Consider the following 18,759-nt stretch of genomic DNA (forward strand, 5'->3'; position numbering starts at 1 on the left):
TCAGGAGACGATCGGTGGGTGGAACTCACTCTGCTCGGCACCGGCTCACCCGCCGGCCTCCCCGCGCCCGACTGCCCCTGCGCGCGCTGCGCCGCCGCGAGAGGCGACCGGGCACGCGCCGCGACCGCGCTGCTGGTGGACGGCACGCTGCTGCTCGACCTCACCCCCGGGCCCGCCTTCGCCGCCGCCCGCGCCGGCGCGTCGCTCAGCGGCGTACGCCAGGTGCTGCTGACGCACCCGCACGACGGGCCCGCGCTGGAGGTGCCCGCGGGACTGCCCGCGCCCGTGCGGGTGCCGGAACGGCAGGAACTGGCGCTGATCAGCGGACACCGCGTGCAGGCCCTCGCCCTGGACGCGCCCGGCACCGGCTACCTGGTGACGGGCCCCGACGCCCGCAGGCTGCTGTACCTGCCGCCGGGCGCGGCGCCCGCGGGTACGGGCACCCCGCACACGTACGGCGCACCCTGCGACCTGGTGCTGCTGGACGTCCTGGGCCGCCCCGACGCGCTGGCCGCGCTGCGGGACGCCGGGGCCGTCGGCCCCGCCACGGACGTGCTGGCCGTCCACATCGGGCACGAGGTGCCGCCCGGGGACGAACTGCACCGGCGGCTGGCGGCGGCGGGCGCCCACACCGTCCCCGACGGTACGACGCTCGCCGTCGGCGAGTGGGACAGCGCCCTGGACCTGCCCCAGGCCCCCCGGCGCACCCTCGTACTGGGCGGAGCCCGCTCCGGCAAGTCCGTGGAGGCCGAACGGCGGCTGGCCGCCTTCCCCGGCGTGGTCTACGTGGCCACCGGCGGCAGCCGCGACGACGACCCCGAATGGGGCGCCCGGGTGGCCGAACACCGCGAACGCCGCCCCACCTCGTGGCGCACCGAGGAGACCTGCGACCTGGTACCCCTGCTCGCGGACCCGGGGCCGCCGCTGCTGATCGACTGCCTGTCGCTGTGGCTGACCCGCACGATGGACGAGATCGAGGCCTGGGACGACACCCTGTGGGCGCGCGGCGGCGCCACCGCGCTGGCCGAGCGGACGGAGGCACTGGTGGCGGCGGTGCGGACCACCCCGCGGCGGCTGGTCGCGGTCAGCAACGAGGTCGGCTCGGGGGTCGTGCCCGCCACCCCCGCCGGGCGCCGCTTCCGCGACGAACTCGGCCGCCTCAACGCCCGGTTCGCCGACGAGTGCGAGCACGTCCTGCTGACCGTCGCCGGCGTGCCCGTGCCCCTGCGGTGAGCCCGCCGGCGGCCCCGCGGGACGGTGCGGGACCCCGCCCGGATCCCCACGCCCCGCGAGGGATGAAGCGTGCGAGGGACTCACGTACGCTCCCAGATCATGAGCGAGCGCAGCCTGGACCTTGACGACTTCTCCGACCTCATCGAACGGCCGCACGGCGCCCTGCGGCGGCAGGCCGAGGAGCGGCGGACACGGACCGGGCTGCCCCCGCAGGCGCTCGGGCGCCTCGACGACCTGGGCGAATGGCTCAGCTCCGCCCAGGCCCAGGTCCCGGTACGCCCCGTCGCCGACCCCCGGCTCGTCGTGTTCGCCGGCGACCACGGCGTCGCCGGACTCGGCGTCTCCGCGCGCGAGGCCGGCACCGCCCACCACCTCGTGCGCGCGCTGCTCGACGGCGCCTCCCCGGCCGCCGTACTGGCGCGGCGCTTCGAGGTGCCGGTGCGCGTCGTCGACATGGCGCTGGACTGCGACCCGGCCGAACTGCCCGCCGAGGTCACCCGGCACCGGGTGCGGCGCTCCTCGGGGCGGCTCGATACCGAGGACACCCTCACGCTCCAGGAAGCCGAAGAGGCCTTCCGCGCCGGCATGGCCGTCGCGGACGAAGAAGCCGACGCGGGCTGCGACCTCGTCGTCCTCGGCGACCTCAGCGTCGGCGGGACCACCGCGGCGGGCGCCCTGGTCGCCGCCCTGTGCGGCACCGACGCCTCCGTGGTGACGGGGCGCGGAGGCGGCCGCATCGACGACCTGACGTGGATGCGCAAGTGCGCCGCCATCCGGGACGGGCTGCGCCGAGCCCGCCCCGTGCTGGGCGACCAGCTCCACCTGCTGGCCACCGTCGGCGGCGCCGACCTGACCGCCATGACCGGCTTCCTCCTCCAGTGCGCGGTACGCCACACCCCCGTGATCCTCGACGGCGTCGTCTCCGCGGCCTGCGCGCTGGTCGGCCAGCGGGTGGCCTTCCGCGCGCCCGACTGGTGGCTCGCCGGGCAGCTGGGCGGCGAGCCCGCCCACGCCAAGGCGCTCGACCGGCTCGCCGCCGACCCGCTCCTGGAACAGGGCGTCGCCGTCGGCGGCGGCACCGGGGCGCTGCTGGCACTGCCGCTGGTGCGGGCCGCCGCCGCGCTGGCGGCGGAGCTGCCCGTACCCGAGAGCGAGCCTGCGCCCTCCCCCACCGAGCAGAGCACCCTCGACGCCACCTGAAGCCCGCGACTCGCGCCCACCCTCCGGTGGGGTGCCCCCGCTGCCGCCCCCGGCGACGGCCCTTCCCCATGGCTGTGCCGGCGCTCAAGGGGCCGCCCCGACGCCGTGGCGGCCCGGTAACGTGCTCGGCCATGGATCGTTCTCCCACGCCCGGCGACGGCATACGGTTCGCTCTCGGTACCTTGACGGTGCTGCCCGTGAGGGTCACCCGCTGGGACCGGGCCGCGGCCCGGGCGGGCATGGCCTGCGCGCCGCTGGCCGGCGTGGTGGTCGGCCTGGCGGCCGCCGCGGTGGGCGGCGTGCTCCTGGCGTGCGGCGCCTCCACACCCGTCGCCGCCGTCGCCGCCGTGGCGACCGGCGCCGTGCTGACCCGCGGTCTCCACCTGGACGGTCTCGCCGACGTCGCCGACGGGCTGGGCAGCGCGAAGCCCGCCGGGGAAGCCCTGACGATCATGAAGCGGTCGGACATCGGCCCGTTCGGCGTCGTCACCCTCGTGTTCGTGCTCCTGGCCCAGATCGCCTCCGTGGCGCGGTTGTTCGCGCAGGGCTGGGCCGTGGGGGCCGCCGCCGTCGTGATGTCCGCGCTGGTGGCGCGCGGCGCTCTCACGCTCGCCTCGCGGGAGGGTGTCGCCGCCGCGCGGCCCGAGGGCCTGGGCGCGACGGTCGCCGGAACGGTGCCGCGGGGCACCGCGTGGGGTGTCGCCGTCCTGGTGGTGGCCACGGCCGTGGTGGCCGGTCTCTCAGGGCCCCTCGCGCTGTTCGCGGTGGGTGCCGTACTGGGCCTGTGCGCCGCCGAGTTGCTGTTGCGGCACTGTGTGCGGCGGTTCGGCGGGGTGACGGGGGACGTGTTCGGCGCGCTGGCCGAAGTGGCGGCGACGGGCGCGCTGGTGGTGGCCGCGCTCTGAGGCGCGGCCGGTGACGGGTCCAGGGGTTCGGTGTGTGACGGGCCCAGGGGCACGGTGTGTGACGGGTTCGGTGCAAGTGCCAACCGTCCCCGGTTCGGGCAAGGGGGCGGGCATACCATGCCCGGAGCGTCCTGAGCCGGAAGCGGTTTCGCTCTCCGCACCCTGTCAAGGAAGAAGGTCTCTCCCACGTGTCTGCACTGACTCTCAGCTCCTCGTCCGCGGCGACCCTGCGCGCGGACGCTGTCGTCGTCGGCGTCGCCACAAGCGGCTCCGCCGGCAAGGCGGGCAAGAAGGTCTCGCTCGTCCTCGCGCCCGGCGCGGAGGCCGTCGACAAGGCGTACGGCGGCAAGCTCGCCGCGACGCTGGAGACGCTCGGCGCGAGCGGCCGCGAGGGAGAGGTCACCAAGCTCCCGGCACCGGCCGCCGGCGTAAAGGCCCCGGTCGTGGTGGCCGTCGGCCTCGGCGAGGCGGCGGACCGCAAGGAGCCGTTCGAGGCGGAGGCGCTGCGCCGCGCGGCGGGCGCGGCGGCCCGGGCACTGGCGGGCACCAAGAAGGCGGCTTTCGCGCTGCCGGTCGAAGACGCGGGGGCCGTCGCCGCGGTCGCCGAGGGCGCGCTGCTGGGCGCCTACTCCTTCACCGCGTACAAGGGCAAGGACGAGAGCGCGAAGAAGGACGCCAAGCGCGCACCGCTGGCGGAGATCGCGCTGGTCGGCGCGAAGTCGCGGGACAAGGCGCACAAGGCGGCCGCCGAGCGGGCCGTGGTGGTCGCCGAGGAGGTGCACCGCGCGCGGGATCTGATCAACACCCCGGCGAACGGCCTGGACCCGAAGGGGTTCGCCGCCGAGGTCCGTGCCGCGGCCAAGGAGTACGGCCTCACCATCGAGGTGATGGACGAGAAGGCGCTGACCAAGGGCGGCTTCGGCGGCATCCTGGGCGTCGGCAACGGGTCGACGCAGCCGCCGCGCCTGGTGCGGGTCGGCTGGTCGCACCCGAAGGCGAAGAAGTCCCTGGCGCTGATCGGCAAGGGCATCACCTACGACTCGGGCGGCATCTCGCTCAAGCCCGCGGGTCACAACGAGACGATGAAGTGCGACATGAGCGGCGCCGCCGCCGTCTTCTCGACGGTCGTGGCGGCGGCCAGGATGGGGCTGCGCGCCAACGTGACCGGCTGGCTGGCGCTGGCCGAGAACATGCCGTCGGGCTCGGCCACCCGTCCGGGTGATGTGCTGACCATGTACAGCGGCAAGACGGTGGAGGTGCTCAACACCGACGCCGAGGGCCGTCTGGTGATGGCGGACGCGCTGGCCAGGGCCGGTGAGGAGCGGCCGGACGCGCTGGTGGACGTGGCGACGCTGACCGGCGCCATGATGGTGGCACTGGGTGCCCGCACGTTCGGGATCATGGCGAACGACGACGCCTTCCGCACCGCCGTGCACGAGGCGGCCGGGCAGGCGGGCGAGGACGCCTGGCCGATGCCGATGCCCGCCCACCTGCGCAAGGGCATCGACTCGCCGGTCGCCGACATCGCCAACGTGGGTGACCGGATGGGCGGCGGCCTGCTGGCCGGGGTGTTCTTGAAGGAGTTCGTGCCCGAGGACATCCCCTGGGCGCACCTGGACATCGCGGGCCCGGCCTTCAACGAGGCGGCGCCGTTCGGCTACACGCCCAAGGGCGGCACGGGCTCCGCGGTCCGTACGCTGGTGCGGCTCGTGGAGCGCACGGCGGACGGCGATCTGGGCTGAGACGTCCGCCACACCGCCGACGGGCACGCAGGCCCCGCTCGCCGTGGCGAGCGGGGCCTGCGGCCCGCGACCGTACTTCGAGGTAACCGGCCCCGCGTCCCGGTTTCCGTCAACAAGTGCGAAGATGGGTCACTGGCAGGACAGGGCCCCGCACGGCTTGACAGAAGCCGACCGACAAAGGGCCGAGCAGACAAAAGCGGCCGAACCTGAAGCCGCCCGGTCACAGGAGACCGGCTACGGCGTACCCATGCATGGAGGACGTGACGTGGCGAACGACGCCAGCACCGTTTTCGACCTAGTGATTCTCGGAGGCGGTAGCGGCGGTTATGCCGCTGCCCTTCGCGCCGCACAGCTCGGTCTGGATGTCGCTCTCATCGAGAAGGACAAGCTGGGCGGTACCTGCCTGCACCGCGGCTGCATCCCGACCAAGGCGCTGCTGCACGCCGGCGAGGTGGCCGACCAGTCCCGTGAGAGCGCCGAGTTCGGTGTCAAGACCTCGTTCGAGGGCATCGACATGGCCGGCGTCCACAAGTACAAGGACGGCGTGATCTCCGGCCTCTACAAGGGCCTACAGGGGCTGGTCGCCTCCCGCAAGGTCACCTACGTGGAGGGCTCCGGCTACCTCTCCTCGCCGACCTCCGTCGAGGTGAACGGCCAGCGCTACGAGGGCCGCCACATCCTGCTGGCGACCGGTTCGGTGCCCAAGACGCTGCCGGGCCTGACCATCGACAACGACCGCGTCATCAGCTCCGACGACGCCCTGGTCATGGACCGGGTGCCGAAGTCCGCGATCATCCTGGGCGGCGGCGTCATCGGCGTCGAGTTCGCCTCCGCGTGGAAGTCCTTCGGCGCGGACGTCACCGTGATCGAGGGTCTCAAGCACCTGGTGCCGGTCGAGGACGAGAACAGCTCCAAGCTGCTGGAGCGCGCCTTCCGCAAGCGCGGCATCAAGTTCAACCTGGGCACCTTCTTCGACAAGGCCGAGTACACGAACGACGGTGTCAAGGTCACCCTGGCCGACGGCAAGGAGTACGAGGCCGAGGTGCTGCTCGTCGCCATCGGCCGCGGCCCGGTCTCGCAGAACCTGGGCTACGAGGAGGCCGGGGTCGCCATGGACCGCGGCTTCGTCACGGTGGACGAGTACTGCCGCACCAGCGTGCCCACCATCTCCGCCGTCGGCGACCTCATCCCCACGCTCCAGCTCGCGCACGTCGGCTTCGCCGAGGGCATCATGGTCGCGGAGCGGCTGGCCGGGCTGAACCCGGTCCCGGTCGACTACGCCGGGGTCCCCCGCGTGACCTACTGCAACCCGGAGGTGGCCTCCGTCGGCCTCACCGAGGAGCAGGCCAAGGAGCGGTACGGCGCGGACAAGGTCGTCACCCTGAAGTACAACCTCGCGGGCAACGGCAAGAGCAAGATCCTCAAGACGTCGGGCGAGGTCAAGCTCGTCCAGGAACGCGACGGTGCCGTAGTCGGCGTCCACATGGTCGGTGACCGCATGGGTGAGCAGGTGGCCGAGGCCCAGCTCATCTACAACTGGGAGGCGCTGCCCGCCGAGGTGGCCCAGCTCATCCACGCCCACCCGACGCAGACGGAGGCGCTCGGCGAGGCGCACCTGGCGCTGGCCGGCAAGCCGCTGCACTCCCACGACTGACCGCCGAGCAGTCACTCAAGGGCGCGACCCATCCGCACAGTTCGTAAGGAGCAACAGGAACCATGGCGGTTTCCGTAACCCTGCCGGCGCTCGGCGAGAGCGTGACCGAGGGCACCGTCACCCGCTGGCTGAAGGCCGAGGGTGAGCACATCGAGGCCGACGAGCCGCTGCTCGAGGTCTCCACCGACAAGGTCGACACCGAGATCCCCGCCCCGGCCTCCGGGACGCTGTCCTCCATCAAGGTCGCCGAGGACGAGACGGTGGAGGTCGGCGCCGAGCTGGCCGTCATCGACGACGGCTCCGGCGCCCCCGCCGCGGCCGAGCCGGCCGCCGCCCAGCCCGAGCCCGCGCAGCCCGAGCCCGCCCAGGCCGAGGCCCCGGCGCAGGAAGAGCCCGCCCAGGCCGAGGCCCGGCCCGAGCCCGCCGCCGCCCCGGCAGGTGGCGGCTCAGCCGAGGGCACCGACGTGACGCTGCCGGCGCTCGGCGAGTCCGTCACCGAGGGCACCGTCACCCGGTGGCTCAAGCAGGTCGGCGACGAGGTGGAGGCCGACGAGCCGCTGCTGGAGGTCTCCACCGACAAGGTCGACACCGAGATCCCGGCACCGACCTCCGGCACCCTGCTGGAGATCGCCGTGGGCGAGGACGAGACCGCTGAGGTCGGCGCCAAGCTGGCCGTCATCGGTGCGGCCGGTGCCGCTCCCGCCACCGCCACCCCGGCCCCGTCGGCCCCGGGCAAGCCTGCCGAGTCCGCGCCGGCCCAGCCGGCGCAGGAGGCCCCGCAGGCCCCCGCCGCGCCCGCGCAGCCGGCGGCCCCGCAGACGCCGCCTGAGCCCTCGCAGGCCCAGCCGGCGCCCGCGCAGCCCGCCGCCCCGGCCCAGCCCGCCCCCGCGGCGCAGGCCCCGGCCGCTCCGGCTGCCGCGCCGGAGAGCGACGGCGCCTACGTGACGCCGCTGGTGCGCAAGCTGGCGGCCGAGCAGGGCGTGGACCTCACCTCGGTGCGCGGCACCGGCGTGGGCGGCCGCATCCGCAAGCAGGACGTCATCGAGGCGGCCGAGGCGCAGAAGGCACAGCAGGCCCAGCCGGCTCCGGCCGCTGCCGCCTCGGCGGCGCCGAAGTCGCCGAAGCTGGAGGCTTCGCCGCTGCGCGGCCAGACCGTGAAGATGCCGCGCATCCGCAAGGTCATCGCCGAGAACATGATGAAGGCGCTGCACAACCAGGCGCAGCTGTCCACGGTCGTCGAGGTGGACGTCACCCGCATCATGAAGCTGCGGGCGGCGGCGAAGAGCTCCTTCGCCGCGCGGGAGGGCGTCAAGCTCTCCCCGATGCCGTTCTTCGTGCAGGCCGCTGCCGAGGCGCTGAAGGCCCACCCGGCCGTCAACGCCCGCCTCAACGACGACGGCACCATCACCTACCACGACGTCGAGAACATCGGCATCGCGGTGGACTCCGAGAAGGGGCTGATGGTCCCGGTCATCAAGGAGGCCGGAAACCTCAACCTGGCGGGCATCGCCCGCAAGACCGCCGAGCTGGCCAAGAAGGTCCGCGAGGGCGGCCTGGGTCCGGACGACATGTCCGGCGGCACGTTCACGATCAGCAACACCGGGTCGCGGGGCGCGCTCTTCGACACCATCATCGTGAACTACCCGCAGGTCGCGGAGCTGGGCATCGGGGCGACGGTCCGTCGCCCGATGGTCATCGACCACCCGGAGCTGGGCGAGACCATCGCCATCCGCGACATGGTCTACCTGACCCTCTCCTACGACCACCAGCTCGTGGACGGCGCGGACGCGGCCCGCTACCTGGCCGACGTCAAGTCCCGCCTGGAGGCCGGCGAGTTCGAGGGCGAACTGGGGCTGTAACCCTTCCGACAGCCACCCGCTGCCAGCGGTGCCCCCGCCACGGAAACGTGGCGGGGGCACCGTCGTTTGCGTCCGACATCGTGGCGCGTCTACTCGATGACGGCGCGGATGTAGATGCGGGTGCGCTCGAACGCGTGCTCATAGAAGTGGACGGAGTGGCGGAGACGGCGGCTTTCCGGAGCACTGTCGGTGTCGCCCGGAACGAGGTAGACCTTTCGCATCCCCTTGGTGAGCTTCTCGGGCTCCGGCAGCTTCAAGCGGCTGAACGGTGCCGTACTCGGATAGCCCCCCTCCTGCGGCTCGGTGTTCGAGAGCAACTCGGAATCGGGCGGCACCATGCGCTCCACGTAAGCCTTCGCCTCGTCCTCAGGGAGCGTGAAGACCAACAATGCCGTGTCGTAACGGGAGCCTTCCTTGAAACCCGCCCGGCGGTCGGTGGCCTCCTGGGGGATGCGCAGGCCCAGCTTCTTGCTCGTCCACGCGGGTGTCGCGCCTTGGCGCCAGCAGCATTTCTTCTCCTGCTCGGCCGCATCCGACAGTGCGTTGTCGGCCAAAAGGTTGAGCCCACAACGAAGAACGTCATGACACCCACAACGGCCGCACCGATGGCGAGCGCGAGACGTCGCCTGCGCGACAAAGGGAGCAAAGGCATGGAAACGTCTCCCGGCGTGGTCGGGTGCTGCCCTCAGGGCTTCCGGTCGGCGTCCGCCCGCCCGCCGTCGCGTCCAAACCCGGGTTTCTCAGGGGTAGGAAACGGTTCTTTTCGGACTCGGGGTCGCTGAGGTCCCGCCGCATGACGGAGCTGCTCCCTGACATGGGGAATTCCTTGGCCAATCCGGTCTGGTGGAGACTGGCCGGTTGGCCGTCCGGAATCTCCATGTTGCCGATGTGACACCTTTGCCTTTGTCCCAGTTGTACTGGTCCCAGGCATTCACCCGGTACTCGAGATTCACATGCGGCTCACCGGAATCGTCAGGCTTGACCGCGACAACACCAGTCACGTTGTAGCCCATTGAGCCAACGGCATAGAACCAGTTCTGCTGCTTCGCGTCGTCGAAGGTGAAACCTCGCGAATCAGTCTCAACAGGAATCGCAACCGGTTGATTGCCGTTCTCCCTGAATTCTTTGAGTGCCTGGTCACGCCAGCTTCTCCTGGGGAGCGACGAATGAACTGACAGACCCCTTGAAGGTGGGGTCGTCGTTCATCATCTTATCGACGGAAAGATCCATACTTCGTCCAGGTCACTGACCATGGTCTTCCAGTCACCCACCGCGGCCCCCAGTTTTGCGAGGTCCAGTTCCATCAGATCGGTGTAGGTGAATTCTCCCATCGAACTTCGCCCCCCGTCGCTCGCAGTTACTTCACGTATTTCAGAATCTCGGACGGACTCATAGGAGTTCCGTCCCGATGGCGCATGGAACCGGCGATCGCTTCATCGTCGCGCGCGTGAGGTCCGGGGCGTCCGGTGCGGGGTCCCTGCCCGCGCCGTCAGGGGGCAAGGCGTGGTCGAGTTGCACAGCGGGCCCGTCAGCCGCCCGCCCCGCCTTCAATTGCGTCCATTCCTGCTCGAACGACACACTGCCCCCTCCGCCTCGGCTGGTCGTGCGCGACTCGCCATGGGGCCTCCGCCCAAGGCCGCATTGTATTCGGCAGAGCACACATGCGATCGGGAATTCGGGTGACGAGAGCCTCACCGTACGCAGTGGCACCGCGTGCCTGGTGACGCCGTATCGTCTAGGGGCCCCACCCCCTCGTTGCGAGGAGCATTCTTATGACGCCGCCCGTCGTCCAGTCGCTGCGCGAGCAGATCCGGGAGCACATCGTCGAGGGGATCGTCAGCGGGCGCTGGAAGCCGGGCGAGCGGATCGTGGAGCGGCGCATCGCGGTGGAGCTGGAGGTGAGCCAGACGCCCGTGCGGGAGGCGTTGCGCGAGCTGGAGGCGCTGCGGCTGATCGAGTCGGCGCAGAACAAGGGCGCGCGGGTGCGGGAGCTGTCGCCGGCCGACCTGGAGGAGATCTATCCCGTGCGGGCGGGTCTTGAGCAGATCGCCGCCGAGTTGGCGGTGCCGGTGCTGGCGGGGGACGTGACGGCGCTGCGGTCGCACGTGGAGGCGCTGTACGAGGCCGACCGGCGCGGGGACGGGGAGGCGCAGGTGCGGCACACGGTGGCCTTCCACAGGGAGCTGGTGCGGGCGGCGGGCAACAGCGTGCTGCTGCACACCTGGGAGGGGCTGGGCATCGAGGTGTGGACGGCGCTGTCGATCCGGTGGCTGGGGACGGTGCAGCAGTCGTACGCCGAGGAGCACGAGGCGGTGCTGGCCGCGATCGAGCGGCGCGATCCGGGCATCGGCCCGCTGGTCAAGGAGCACGTGCTGGGGTGTGCGCCGGCGCCTCGGTAGTCGGCTCCGGGGGGCAGCCCACCCTCGGGGCACACCTGTCGCCCGGGTGCGGGCGCGCCTCGGCTGGGGGGCAGTTCCCCGCGCCCCTGCGGGGCGGGGGCGCCTGGCATTCGGTGCCCTGTTTCGAGGCACGGAATGCCAATTTCGGGTCGTGGGCGGTTTTTACCTTGTGATCCTTTGATCGATCATCGATCACAGGCGTAGAGTCCTTTCGTTGGGTGCCCCCTGTCCTGCCCGTTCAGGGTCCACAACGCCCACTCGCACAACCGCCCTCCCGACCCGTTTGGAGGGGCCTACACGTCCGGAAGGTGGCCACCATGCCCGATCCCGTACGCCCGCCGCATCCGAGCGAGCTGGACCAGCTCCCGGACCGTGATCCGCAGGAGACCGGCGAATGGCGTGAGTCGCTCGACGCCGTCTCCTCGCACGCGGGCGGCGAACGAGCCGCGTACCTGGTGCGTCGTACCGTCGAGCACGCCCAGCACAGCGGCCTGGCCGTGCCGGGGCTGCTGGAGACGGAGTACGTCAACACCATCCCCACCTCGGCCGAGCCGGCCTTCCCCGGCGACGAGGCGATGGAGTCCCGCATCACCGCGTGGAACCGCTGGAACGCCGCCGCCATGGTCACCCGCGGCAGCCGCTACGGCCTGGGCGGCCACATAGCGACGTTCGCGTCGGCGGCGTGGCTCTACGAGACCGGCTTCGAGCACTTCTTCAAGGGCAAGGAGGGTCTGGGGGCACCCCCAGCGGCAGCTGGGAGCGGGGGGTCGGGCGACCAGCTCTACGTCCAGGGTCACGCCTCCCCCGGCATCTACGCCCGCGCGTTCCTCGACGGGCGCCTCACCGAGGACCACCTGGACCGCTTCCGCCAGGAGTCCGGCGGTGACGGGCTGCCGTCCTACCCGCACCCGCGCCGCCTGCCGTGGCTGTGGGAGTTCCCCACGGTGTCCATGGGCCTGGGCCCGATCTCCGCGATCTACCAGGCGCGCTTCAACAACTACCTGACGAACCGGGGCATCAAGGACACCTCCGCCTCGCACGTGTGGGCCTTCCTCGGCGACGGCGAGATGGACGAGCCCGAGTCGACCGCCGCCCTCGCCCTGGCCGGGCGCGAGCAGCTGGACAACCTCACCTTCGTCATCAACTGCAACCTCCAGCGCCTCGACGGCCCCGTCCGCGCGAACTTCAAGATCGTTCAGGAGCTGGAGGCCCAGTTCCGCGCCGCCGGGTGGAACGTCATCAAGTCCCTGTGGGGCTCCGCGTGGGACGAGGTCTTTGCGCTGGACACCACGGGTGCGCTCACCCGCAGGCTGCGCGAGGTGCCGGACGCCCAGTTCCAGACGTACGCCACCCGTGACGCGGCCTACATCCGCGAGCACTTCTTCGGCGCCTCCCCCGCGCTGGCCGAGATCGGCAAGCTGCTGGGCGACGACAAGATCACCGAGCTGTTCAAGACCTCGCGCGCCGGGCACGAGCCGCGCAAGGTGTACGCGGCGTACAAGGCCGCCGTCGAGCACAAGGGCGCCCCGACGGTGATCCTGGCGCAGACGGTCAAGGGCTGGACCCTGGGCCCGGGCTTCGAGTCCCGCAACGCCAACCACCAGATGAAGAAGCTCACCGGCAAGGAGTTCCGCGCCATGCGGGACCTGCTGGAGCTCCCGATTCCGGACAGCAAACTGGACGACGAGCTGGTGCCCTACGTGCACCCGGGCGCCGACTCCCCCGAGGTGCGCTACCTCCAGGAGCGCCGCGCCGAGCTGGGCGGCCCCGCGCCGGCCCGCCGCGTCCACGCCGTCGGCCTGCCGGCACCCGCCGACAAGCCGTTCGAGGCGCTCAAGAAGGGCTCGGGTTCGCAGGAGATCGCCACCACCATGGCGTTCGTCCGCCTGGTCAAGGACCTGATGCGGGACAAGGAGACCGGCAAGCGCTGGGTGCCGATCGTCCCCGACGAGGCCCGCACCTTCGGCATGGAGTCGCTCTTCCCCTCCGCCGGCATCTACTCGCCGCTGGGGCAGAACTACGACCCGGTCGACCGCGACCAGCTCCTGTACTACAAGGAGGCCGAGAACGGCCAGATCCTCAACGAGGGGATCACCGAGGCGGGTTCGCTGGCCGACTTCACCGCGGCCGCCACGTCGTACGCGACGCACAGCGAGCCGATGATCCCGTTCTACATCTTCTACTCGATGTTCGGGTTCCAGCGGACCGCCGACCAGTTCTGGGCGCTCGCCGACCAGCTCGGCCGAGGCTTCGTCATCGGCGCCACGGCCGGCCGTACGACGATGACCGGCGAAGGTCTCCAGCACGCCGACGGCCACTCCCACCTGCTGGCTTCCACCAACCCGGCGGCGATCTCCTACGACCCGGCGTTCGCCTACGAGGTCGGCGTCATCGTCAAGGAGGGCCTGCGCCGGATGTACGGTCCTCAGGCCGACCAGCAGGAGGACGTCTTCTACTACCTGACGGTCTACAACGAGACCAAGGTCCAGCCGCCCATGCCGGAAGGCGACGGCGTGGAGGAGGGCATCCTCAAGGGCCTCTACCGCTTCCGCGAGGCGGACAGCGCCCCCGAGGACGCCCCCCGCATCCAGCTGCTGTCCTCCGGCACCGCGATCCACTGGGCTCTCGACGCGCAGAAGATCCTCGCCGAGGAGTGGGGTGTGGCCGCCGACGTGTGGTCGGCCCCGTCCTGGACCGAGCTGCGGCGTGAGGCCATGGAGTGCGACGCGGCGGCGCTGCGCGGCGAGGAGCGCGTACCGTACGTGACCCGCGCGCTGGAGGGTTCGCCAGGACCTGTGCTCGCCGTCAGCGACTGGATGCGGGCCGTGCCCGACCAGATCAGCCAGTGGGTCGAGCAGGACTGGTCCTCGCTCGGTACCGACGGCTTCGGCCTCTCCGACACCCGCGAGGGCGCCCGCCGCCACTTCGGGGTCGACCCGGAGTCCGTGGTCGTCGCCACGCTGTCGCGCCTGGCACGCCGCGGCGAGGTCAAGTCGGAGGACGTCCGCAAGGCGGCCGAGAAGTACGGCCTGGCGTAGGGACATCCGTCCGCGCCCGACGGGCAGACAAGGGGCTTCCGCCACTCGGCGGAGGCCCCTTTCCGCGTGGAGGTGGAGTCCCCCTGGAGGCTCAACTGCTCAGCGCTTGAGGGGCGCCGCCGGTTGTGGCCCCCCACCGCCGACCGCCGGGCCGGGCTCCGTCCGGCGGCATCCCGGGATACGGCGCCCCGCACGCCCGGCACGCGGCGAAGGGCCCTGCGCGTCCTGCGCGCAGGGCCCTTCGCCGCTTCACTCCGGCCGTGCTACTCCGGGTCCGGGTGCCGCCGCAGACGCAGCACGGCGGCGATCAGACCTCCCCATACGATGAGGATGGCGGCGGCCATCATCACCACGGCTCCTGTCGACATCAGCGCACCTCCTCCCGCTCGGCTCGCGGCGCGGTGCGCCAGGGGACGAGGGCGATCAGGACGCCGATCACCAGCGCGCCGCCGGCGATCCCCCACCCCGCCCAGGCCAGGAACGAGGTGGGGTATCCGCCGTAGTTCTCGTCGAACTCGGCGCGCAGGCTGTCGACCATCATCCAGCCGAGTACCAACGGCGTGACGACCCCGAGGCAGACGCGCCACCACAGGCCCAGCCGGATCGCGGAGGTCTCGTCCGCGTGCGCCTGGAAGACCGGCAGGCGCCGCAGTACCCAGCCCATGACGACGAGGAAGACCAGCGCGGCCAGCGCGATGCCGTACTGGTTGATGAAGTGGTCGGCCGAGTCGAGGAGCGCCAGACCCGCGTCCGTCGGGAACACGAGCAGCGAGACGACCGCGACCAGGCCGCCGACGCCCCACACGGCGGGCAGCCGCCCCATGCCGGTGCGGTCCTGCACCGCGGAGATGATCACCTGAACGATGCTGACCAGCGAGGTGATGCCGGCGATGGCCAAAGAGGCGAAGAAGAGGAAGCCGAAGAGGCCGCCCATCGGCATCTGGGAGATCACGGCGGGGAAGGCGATGAAGGCGAGGCCGACCCCGTCGGTGACGACCTCGCCGACGGCGACTCCGTTGGCCTGCGCCATGAAGCCCAGGGTGGCGAACACCCCGATGCCCGCGAGAATCTCGAAGGAGCTGTTGGCGAAGCCGGCCACCAGCGCCGAGCCCGTCAGGTCGGAGCGGCGCCCCAGGTAGGAGGCGTAGGTGACCATGATGCCGAAGCCGATGGACAGGGAGAAGAAGATCTGCCCGTAGGCGGCGACCCAGACGCTTCCGTCGGTGAGCGCTCCCCAGTCGGGCGAGAAGAGCGCGTCGAGGCCCTCGGCCGCGCCGTCCAGGGTGACGGCGCGGATCACCAGGACGACGAAGAAGACCACCAGCAGGGGGATGAAGACCTGGTTGGAGCGTTCGATGCCGCGGCGTACGCCCAGGGCCAGGATGAGCAGGACGACGAGCCACACCGCCAGCAGCGGCCAGAAGACGCCGCCGACCCAGCTGGTGGGCAGTCCCGGCTCGGATCCCGCGTGCAGGAAGTCCGCCGAGAAGAACGTCTCGGGGTCCTTGCCCCATTCCTTGCCGAAGGAGAACCCCGCATACCGTAGGGCCCAGGCGACGATCACGGCGTAGTAGCTGGCGATGACGAAGCAGATGGCGACCTGCCACCAGCCGATGACGGAGGCGGGCTTGGAGATCTGCCGGAAGGCGACGGGCGGTGACTTCCGGTACTTCCTGCCCACCGAGTACTCGAGGATGAGCAGGGGCAGGCCCGCGGTGAGCAGTGCGACGAGATACGGCAGGAGGAAGGCCCCGCCGCCGTTCTTGTACGCCTCCGCCGGGAAGCGCCAGATGTTGCCCAGTCCGATGGCGGAGCCGATGGCGGCCATCAGAAATCCGGTTCGCGAGCCCCACTGCTCGCGGGTTTGCTGAGACATGACCGATTCCTTGTTCGCTGTATAACTGGCGGAACGTTAACAGCGGGACAAAGACCGCGGGGAGGGTATTCACCATGCGGGCAGCGCGGCTGATCAAAATGGTGCTGCTGCTCCAGGCGCGCAGGGAGATGACCGGCGGTGAGCTGGCCGCCGAGCTGGAGGTCTCCGAACGCACGGTCGCGCGTGACGTTCTCGCCCTGTCCGAGGCGGGCGTGCCGGTGTACGCGGACCGGGGCCGTGCGGGAGGCTACCGGCTGGTCGGCGGCTACCGCACGCGGCTGACGGGGATGGGCCGCAGCGAGGCGGAGGCGCTGTTCCTGTCGGGGGTGCCCTCGGCGCTGCGGGACCTGGGTCTGGACGACGCGGCCTCGGCGGCGCGGCTGAAGGTCTCGGCCGCGCTCGATCCCGCGCTGCGGGACGTGCACGAGGGGTCTGCGCAACGCTTCCACCTGGACGCGCCCGGCTGGTGGCAGGCGCCGGGGACGCCGCCGCTGCTGCCCGCGCTGGCCGACGCCGTCTGGTCGGACCGGCGGGCCGCGGTGCGCTACCGGCGCAAGGACGAGCGCGGCGGCGGCGAGGTGGAGCGGGAGCTGGAGCCCTACGGAGTCGTGCTGAAGGCCGGCCAGTGGTATCTCGCGGCCCGGGTGCCGGCCGACGCGGCGCAACCGGGCCGCGTGGCCTGGCGGGTGTACCGCGTCGACCGGTTCACCGAGGTCACCGTGCGGGACGAGTGCTTCGTCCGTGAGCGTGGTTTCGACCTGGCCGCGTTCTGGGCGGAGCGCGCGGCGTCGTTCGCGCGCTCCCTGCTGCGCTCCCAGGTGACGGTGCGGCTCACCGAGGCGGGCGCCCGGCAGCTGCGGCACGTCACCGACAGGGCCGCGGCGCAGGAGGCGCTGGCGGCCGGCACGGTCGAGGCGGACGGCCGGACGACGGTGGCGCTCCGGGTGGAGAGCGAGGAGGTCGCCTTCGGTCAGCTCGCCGGCCTCGGTCCTGAGTGCGAGGTGCTGGCACCGCCGTCGCTGCGCGCCCGGGTCGCCGAGGCGGCGCGGCGCGCGGCGGCGCTGTACGAGGACCTTCCGTCGTCCGGAGAGCTTCCGTCGTCCGGGGAGCTTCCGTCGTCCGGGGAGCTTCCGCAGGGCCGGGAGCTGTCACGCAGCGGGGAGCCGCCGCAGGCGGGGGATCAGCGGTAGCCGGTCACGTCGGCCGGTTTCCCCGCGAACTGCACCTCGGCCAGGTAGCGCCAGGCGTCGGGGGCGGAGCCGTCCGCGTCGGTGAACCCGTAGACCTTGGCGAGTCCGCCGCTGGAGAGGGACTGGCCGTTGAAGCGCGCCACGTCGGGGTCGGCGGCGAGGGCGGCCACGGCGCGGCCGACGAACTGCGGGGTCTCGGAGATGGCGAAGTGCGGGTTGGTGGCGCAGCCGTCGCGCCAGTTCTCCTCCGTCACCTGGAAGTGGGTGTCGAGCATCGCCTCCGAGCGCAGCCAGCCCGGGGTCAGGCACACCGCTGTGGTGCCGTACTCGGCCGTCTCCTGGGCGAGGGCCCTGGCCATGCGCAGGGGCGCGGCCTTGGCCAGGTCGTAGTAGACGGGTTCGCGGTAGTTCCGGTTGGACTCCTCGGTGCCGTCGGTGACCTCGATCAGCAGTCCGCCGGGGCGCCGGATGAGCAGGGGCAGGGCGCAGGTGCTGGTGATCAGGTGGCTGTCGACGGCGAGCCGCAGGACACGGAGCCCGTCGGCCAGATCGTGCTCCCACAGCTTCTTGCCGAAGCCGACGAGGTGGTCGCCGCCCCACAGGTCGTTGACGAGGACGTCGAGCGCGCCCTGCTCCCTGTCGATACGGTCGATCAGCCCGCGCACCTGTCCGGCGTCGAGGTGGTCGACAGCGGCCGCGGTCGCCGTGCCGCCGCCTTCCCGGCCCGCCTCGCACGCCAGCTCGGCCGTCTCCTCGATCGTCTCGCTCGCCCGGCCGACCTCGCTGGTCTGCTTCCTGGTGGTCCTCCCGGTCGCGTAGACGGTGGCCCCCGCGCGGCACAGCTCCACGGCCATGGCCCGCCCCGCTCCCCTGGTCGCCCCCGCCACCAGGGCGACCTTGCCCGCCAGCCGGCCGCGGACGCTGTTCGTCTCCGGCACCTGTTCCTCCTCGCGTCAGGGACGCACGTGCGGTCGGCACGTGCGAGGGATACAGGAACCACGCTGACAGCGATACCGGACACCCTCTGTCGGATATGCCGGCAGCCGCGCCGGTGACCGCCGCGCATAACGAGACAGCCGCATCTGGAGCACTCCGCGTGCGCCGCGGGCGCTCAGGCCCGATGCTGGGGGCGTGATGGACGAGACGGAGTTCTGGGCGCTGATCGACTCCACACGCCGGGAGGCGGACGGCGACCCCGAGGAACAGGCCGACCTGCTCGTCGAGCGGCTCACCCAGCTCGACCCCGACGCCGTGACCTACTTCGCCCGCCACTTCGAGTCCCGCTACAGCCGCGCCTACCAGTGGGATCTGTGGGCCGCCGCGTGGATCCTCCTCGACGGGGCGAGCGACGACGCCTTCGACGGGTTCCGCTGCTGGCTGATCGGCCAGGGCAGAGAGGTCTTCGAAGGCGCCGCTCACGACGCGGACGCCCTCGCAGGGCTGCTGGCCGACTTCGACGAGGAACTCGACGGGGACGGCGAGGACCTGGGCTTCGCGGCCGACGAGGCGTACGAGCAGCTGACCGGCACCGTCCTGCCGGAACTGGGCCTGCCCGAGGCTCCCGCCGACCCCGCGGGCGTCCCCCTCGACCTGGAGAACCCCACCGCGCTGGCCGAGCGCCTGCCGAAGCTGTGGGCCCGCTTCCGGCAGGAGTGACGGGCCG

Annotated in this window: 14 protein-coding genes; 10 read left to right on the top strand and 4 right to left on the bottom strand. The window is 71.9% G+C overall.

Annotation, left to right across the window (positions count from 1 at the left end; all coding sequences use genetic code 11):
* The first annotated feature begins 18 nt into the window (after positions 1-18).
* The 6 genes from DQ392_RS21425 to sucB all read left to right on the top strand — a co-directional run bounded on the left by DQ392_RS21425 (position 19) and on the right by sucB (position 8,593).
* Complete coding sequence (locus DQ392_RS21425; RefSeq protein WP_114017250.1) at positions 19-1,233, top strand: bifunctional adenosylcobinamide kinase/adenosylcobinamide-phosphate guanylyltransferase; 1,215 nt, start codon at positions 19-21, stop codon at positions 1,231-1,233.
* A 99-nt stretch (positions 1,234-1,332) separates the two neighbouring features.
* Positions 1,333-2,433, top strand: coding sequence for a nicotinate-nucleotide--dimethylbenzimidazole phosphoribosyltransferase (locus DQ392_RS21430; RefSeq protein ID WP_114017251.1), 1,101 nt, complete (start codon positions 1,333-1,335; stop codon positions 2,431-2,433).
* Positions 2,434-2,564: 131 nt separating this feature from the next.
* Positions 2,565-3,338, top strand: a complete 774-nt coding sequence (locus tag DQ392_RS21435) for an adenosylcobinamide-GDP ribazoletransferase (RefSeq protein WP_114017252.1) — start codon at positions 2,565-2,567, stop codon at positions 3,336-3,338.
* A gap of 188 nt (positions 3,339-3,526) precedes the next feature.
* Positions 3,527-5,080 carry a leucyl aminopeptidase gene (locus tag DQ392_RS21440; protein WP_114017253.1) on the top strand — a complete coding sequence of 518 codons (1,554 nt, stop codon included), beginning with the start codon at positions 3,527-3,529 and terminating at the stop codon, positions 5,078-5,080.
* Positions 5,081-5,327: 247 nt separating this feature from the next.
* Positions 5,328-6,734 carry a dihydrolipoyl dehydrogenase gene (gene lpdA, locus DQ392_RS21445; protein ID WP_114017254.1) on the top strand — a complete coding sequence of 469 codons (1,407 nt, stop codon included), beginning with the start codon at positions 5,328-5,330 and terminating at the stop codon, positions 6,732-6,734.
* A 62-nt stretch (positions 6,735-6,796) separates the two neighbouring features.
* Positions 6,797-8,593, top strand: coding sequence for a 2-oxoglutarate dehydrogenase, E2 component, dihydrolipoamide succinyltransferase (sucB, locus tag DQ392_RS21450; protein WP_114017255.1), 1,797 nt, complete (start codon positions 6,797-6,799; stop codon positions 8,591-8,593).
* 89 nt (positions 8,594-8,682) lie between these two features.
* Here the strand turns inward: sucB and DQ392_RS21455 are convergent, their stop codons facing one another.
* Positions 8,683-9,147 (bottom strand): hypothetical protein, encoded by a 465-nt coding sequence (locus tag DQ392_RS21455; RefSeq protein WP_114017256.1) that lies wholly within the window; start codon positions 9,145-9,147, stop codon positions 8,683-8,685.
* 1,218 nt (positions 9,148-10,365) lie between these two features.
* Here DQ392_RS21455 and DQ392_RS21460 point away from each other — a divergent pair.
* Together DQ392_RS21460 and aceE are read left to right on the top strand one after the other, a co-directional pair.
* Positions 10,366-10,992: a GntR family transcriptional regulator gene (locus DQ392_RS21460; RefSeq protein ID WP_114017257.1), complete on the top strand. Its 627-nt coding sequence runs from the start codon at positions 10,366-10,368 to the stop codon at positions 10,990-10,992.
* A 317-nt stretch (positions 10,993-11,309) separates the two neighbouring features.
* On the top strand, positions 11,310-14,030 hold the full coding sequence (gene aceE, locus DQ392_RS21465; protein ID WP_114017258.1) for a pyruvate dehydrogenase (acetyl-transferring), homodimeric type: 2,721 nt from the start codon (positions 11,310-11,312) through the stop codon (positions 14,028-14,030).
* Between the two features lie 263 nt (positions 14,031-14,293).
* Here the strand turns inward: aceE and DQ392_RS21470 are convergent, their stop codons facing one another.
* Positions 14,294-14,398: a methionine/alanine import family NSS transporter small subunit gene (locus tag DQ392_RS21470; protein ID WP_114017259.1), complete on the bottom strand. Its 105-nt coding sequence runs from the start codon at positions 14,396-14,398 to the stop codon at positions 14,294-14,296.
* Positions 14,398-15,906, bottom strand: a complete 1,509-nt coding sequence (locus tag DQ392_RS21475) for a sodium-dependent transporter (RefSeq protein ID WP_114017260.1) — start codon at positions 15,904-15,906, stop codon at positions 14,398-14,400. Before DQ392_RS21475 ends, DQ392_RS21470 begins: the two co-directional genes overlap by 1 nt.
* A gap of 74 nt (positions 15,907-15,980) precedes the next feature.
* Between DQ392_RS21475 and DQ392_RS21480 the strand changes: the two genes are divergently transcribed.
* Entirely contained in the window at positions 15,981-17,096 is a 1,116-nt protein-coding gene (locus DQ392_RS21480; protein ID WP_114017261.1) for a helix-turn-helix transcriptional regulator, read from the top strand.
* Here DQ392_RS21480 and DQ392_RS21485 read toward each other — a convergent pair.
* On the bottom strand, positions 17,087-18,034 hold the full coding sequence (locus tag DQ392_RS21485) for an SDR family oxidoreductase (RefSeq protein WP_114017262.1): 948 nt from the start codon (positions 18,032-18,034) through the stop codon (positions 17,087-17,089). The two genes, DQ392_RS21480 and DQ392_RS21485, sit on opposite strands and share 10 nt — an antisense overlap.
* Before the next feature lie 196 nt (positions 18,035-18,230).
* On the opposite strand from DQ392_RS21485, the gene DQ392_RS21490 reads away from it, so the two are divergent.
* Positions 18,231-18,752, top strand: coding sequence for a DUF4240 domain-containing protein (locus DQ392_RS21490; protein WP_181856525.1), 522 nt, complete (start codon positions 18,231-18,233; stop codon positions 18,750-18,752).
* Positions 18,753-18,759 lie beyond the last annotated feature (7 nt).

The organism is Streptomyces reniochalinae (genome assembly GCF_003323735.1).
In the GTDB taxonomy this organism is placed as follows: domain Bacteria; phylum Actinomycetota; class Actinomycetes; order Streptomycetales; family Streptomycetaceae; genus Streptomyces; species Streptomyces reniochalinae.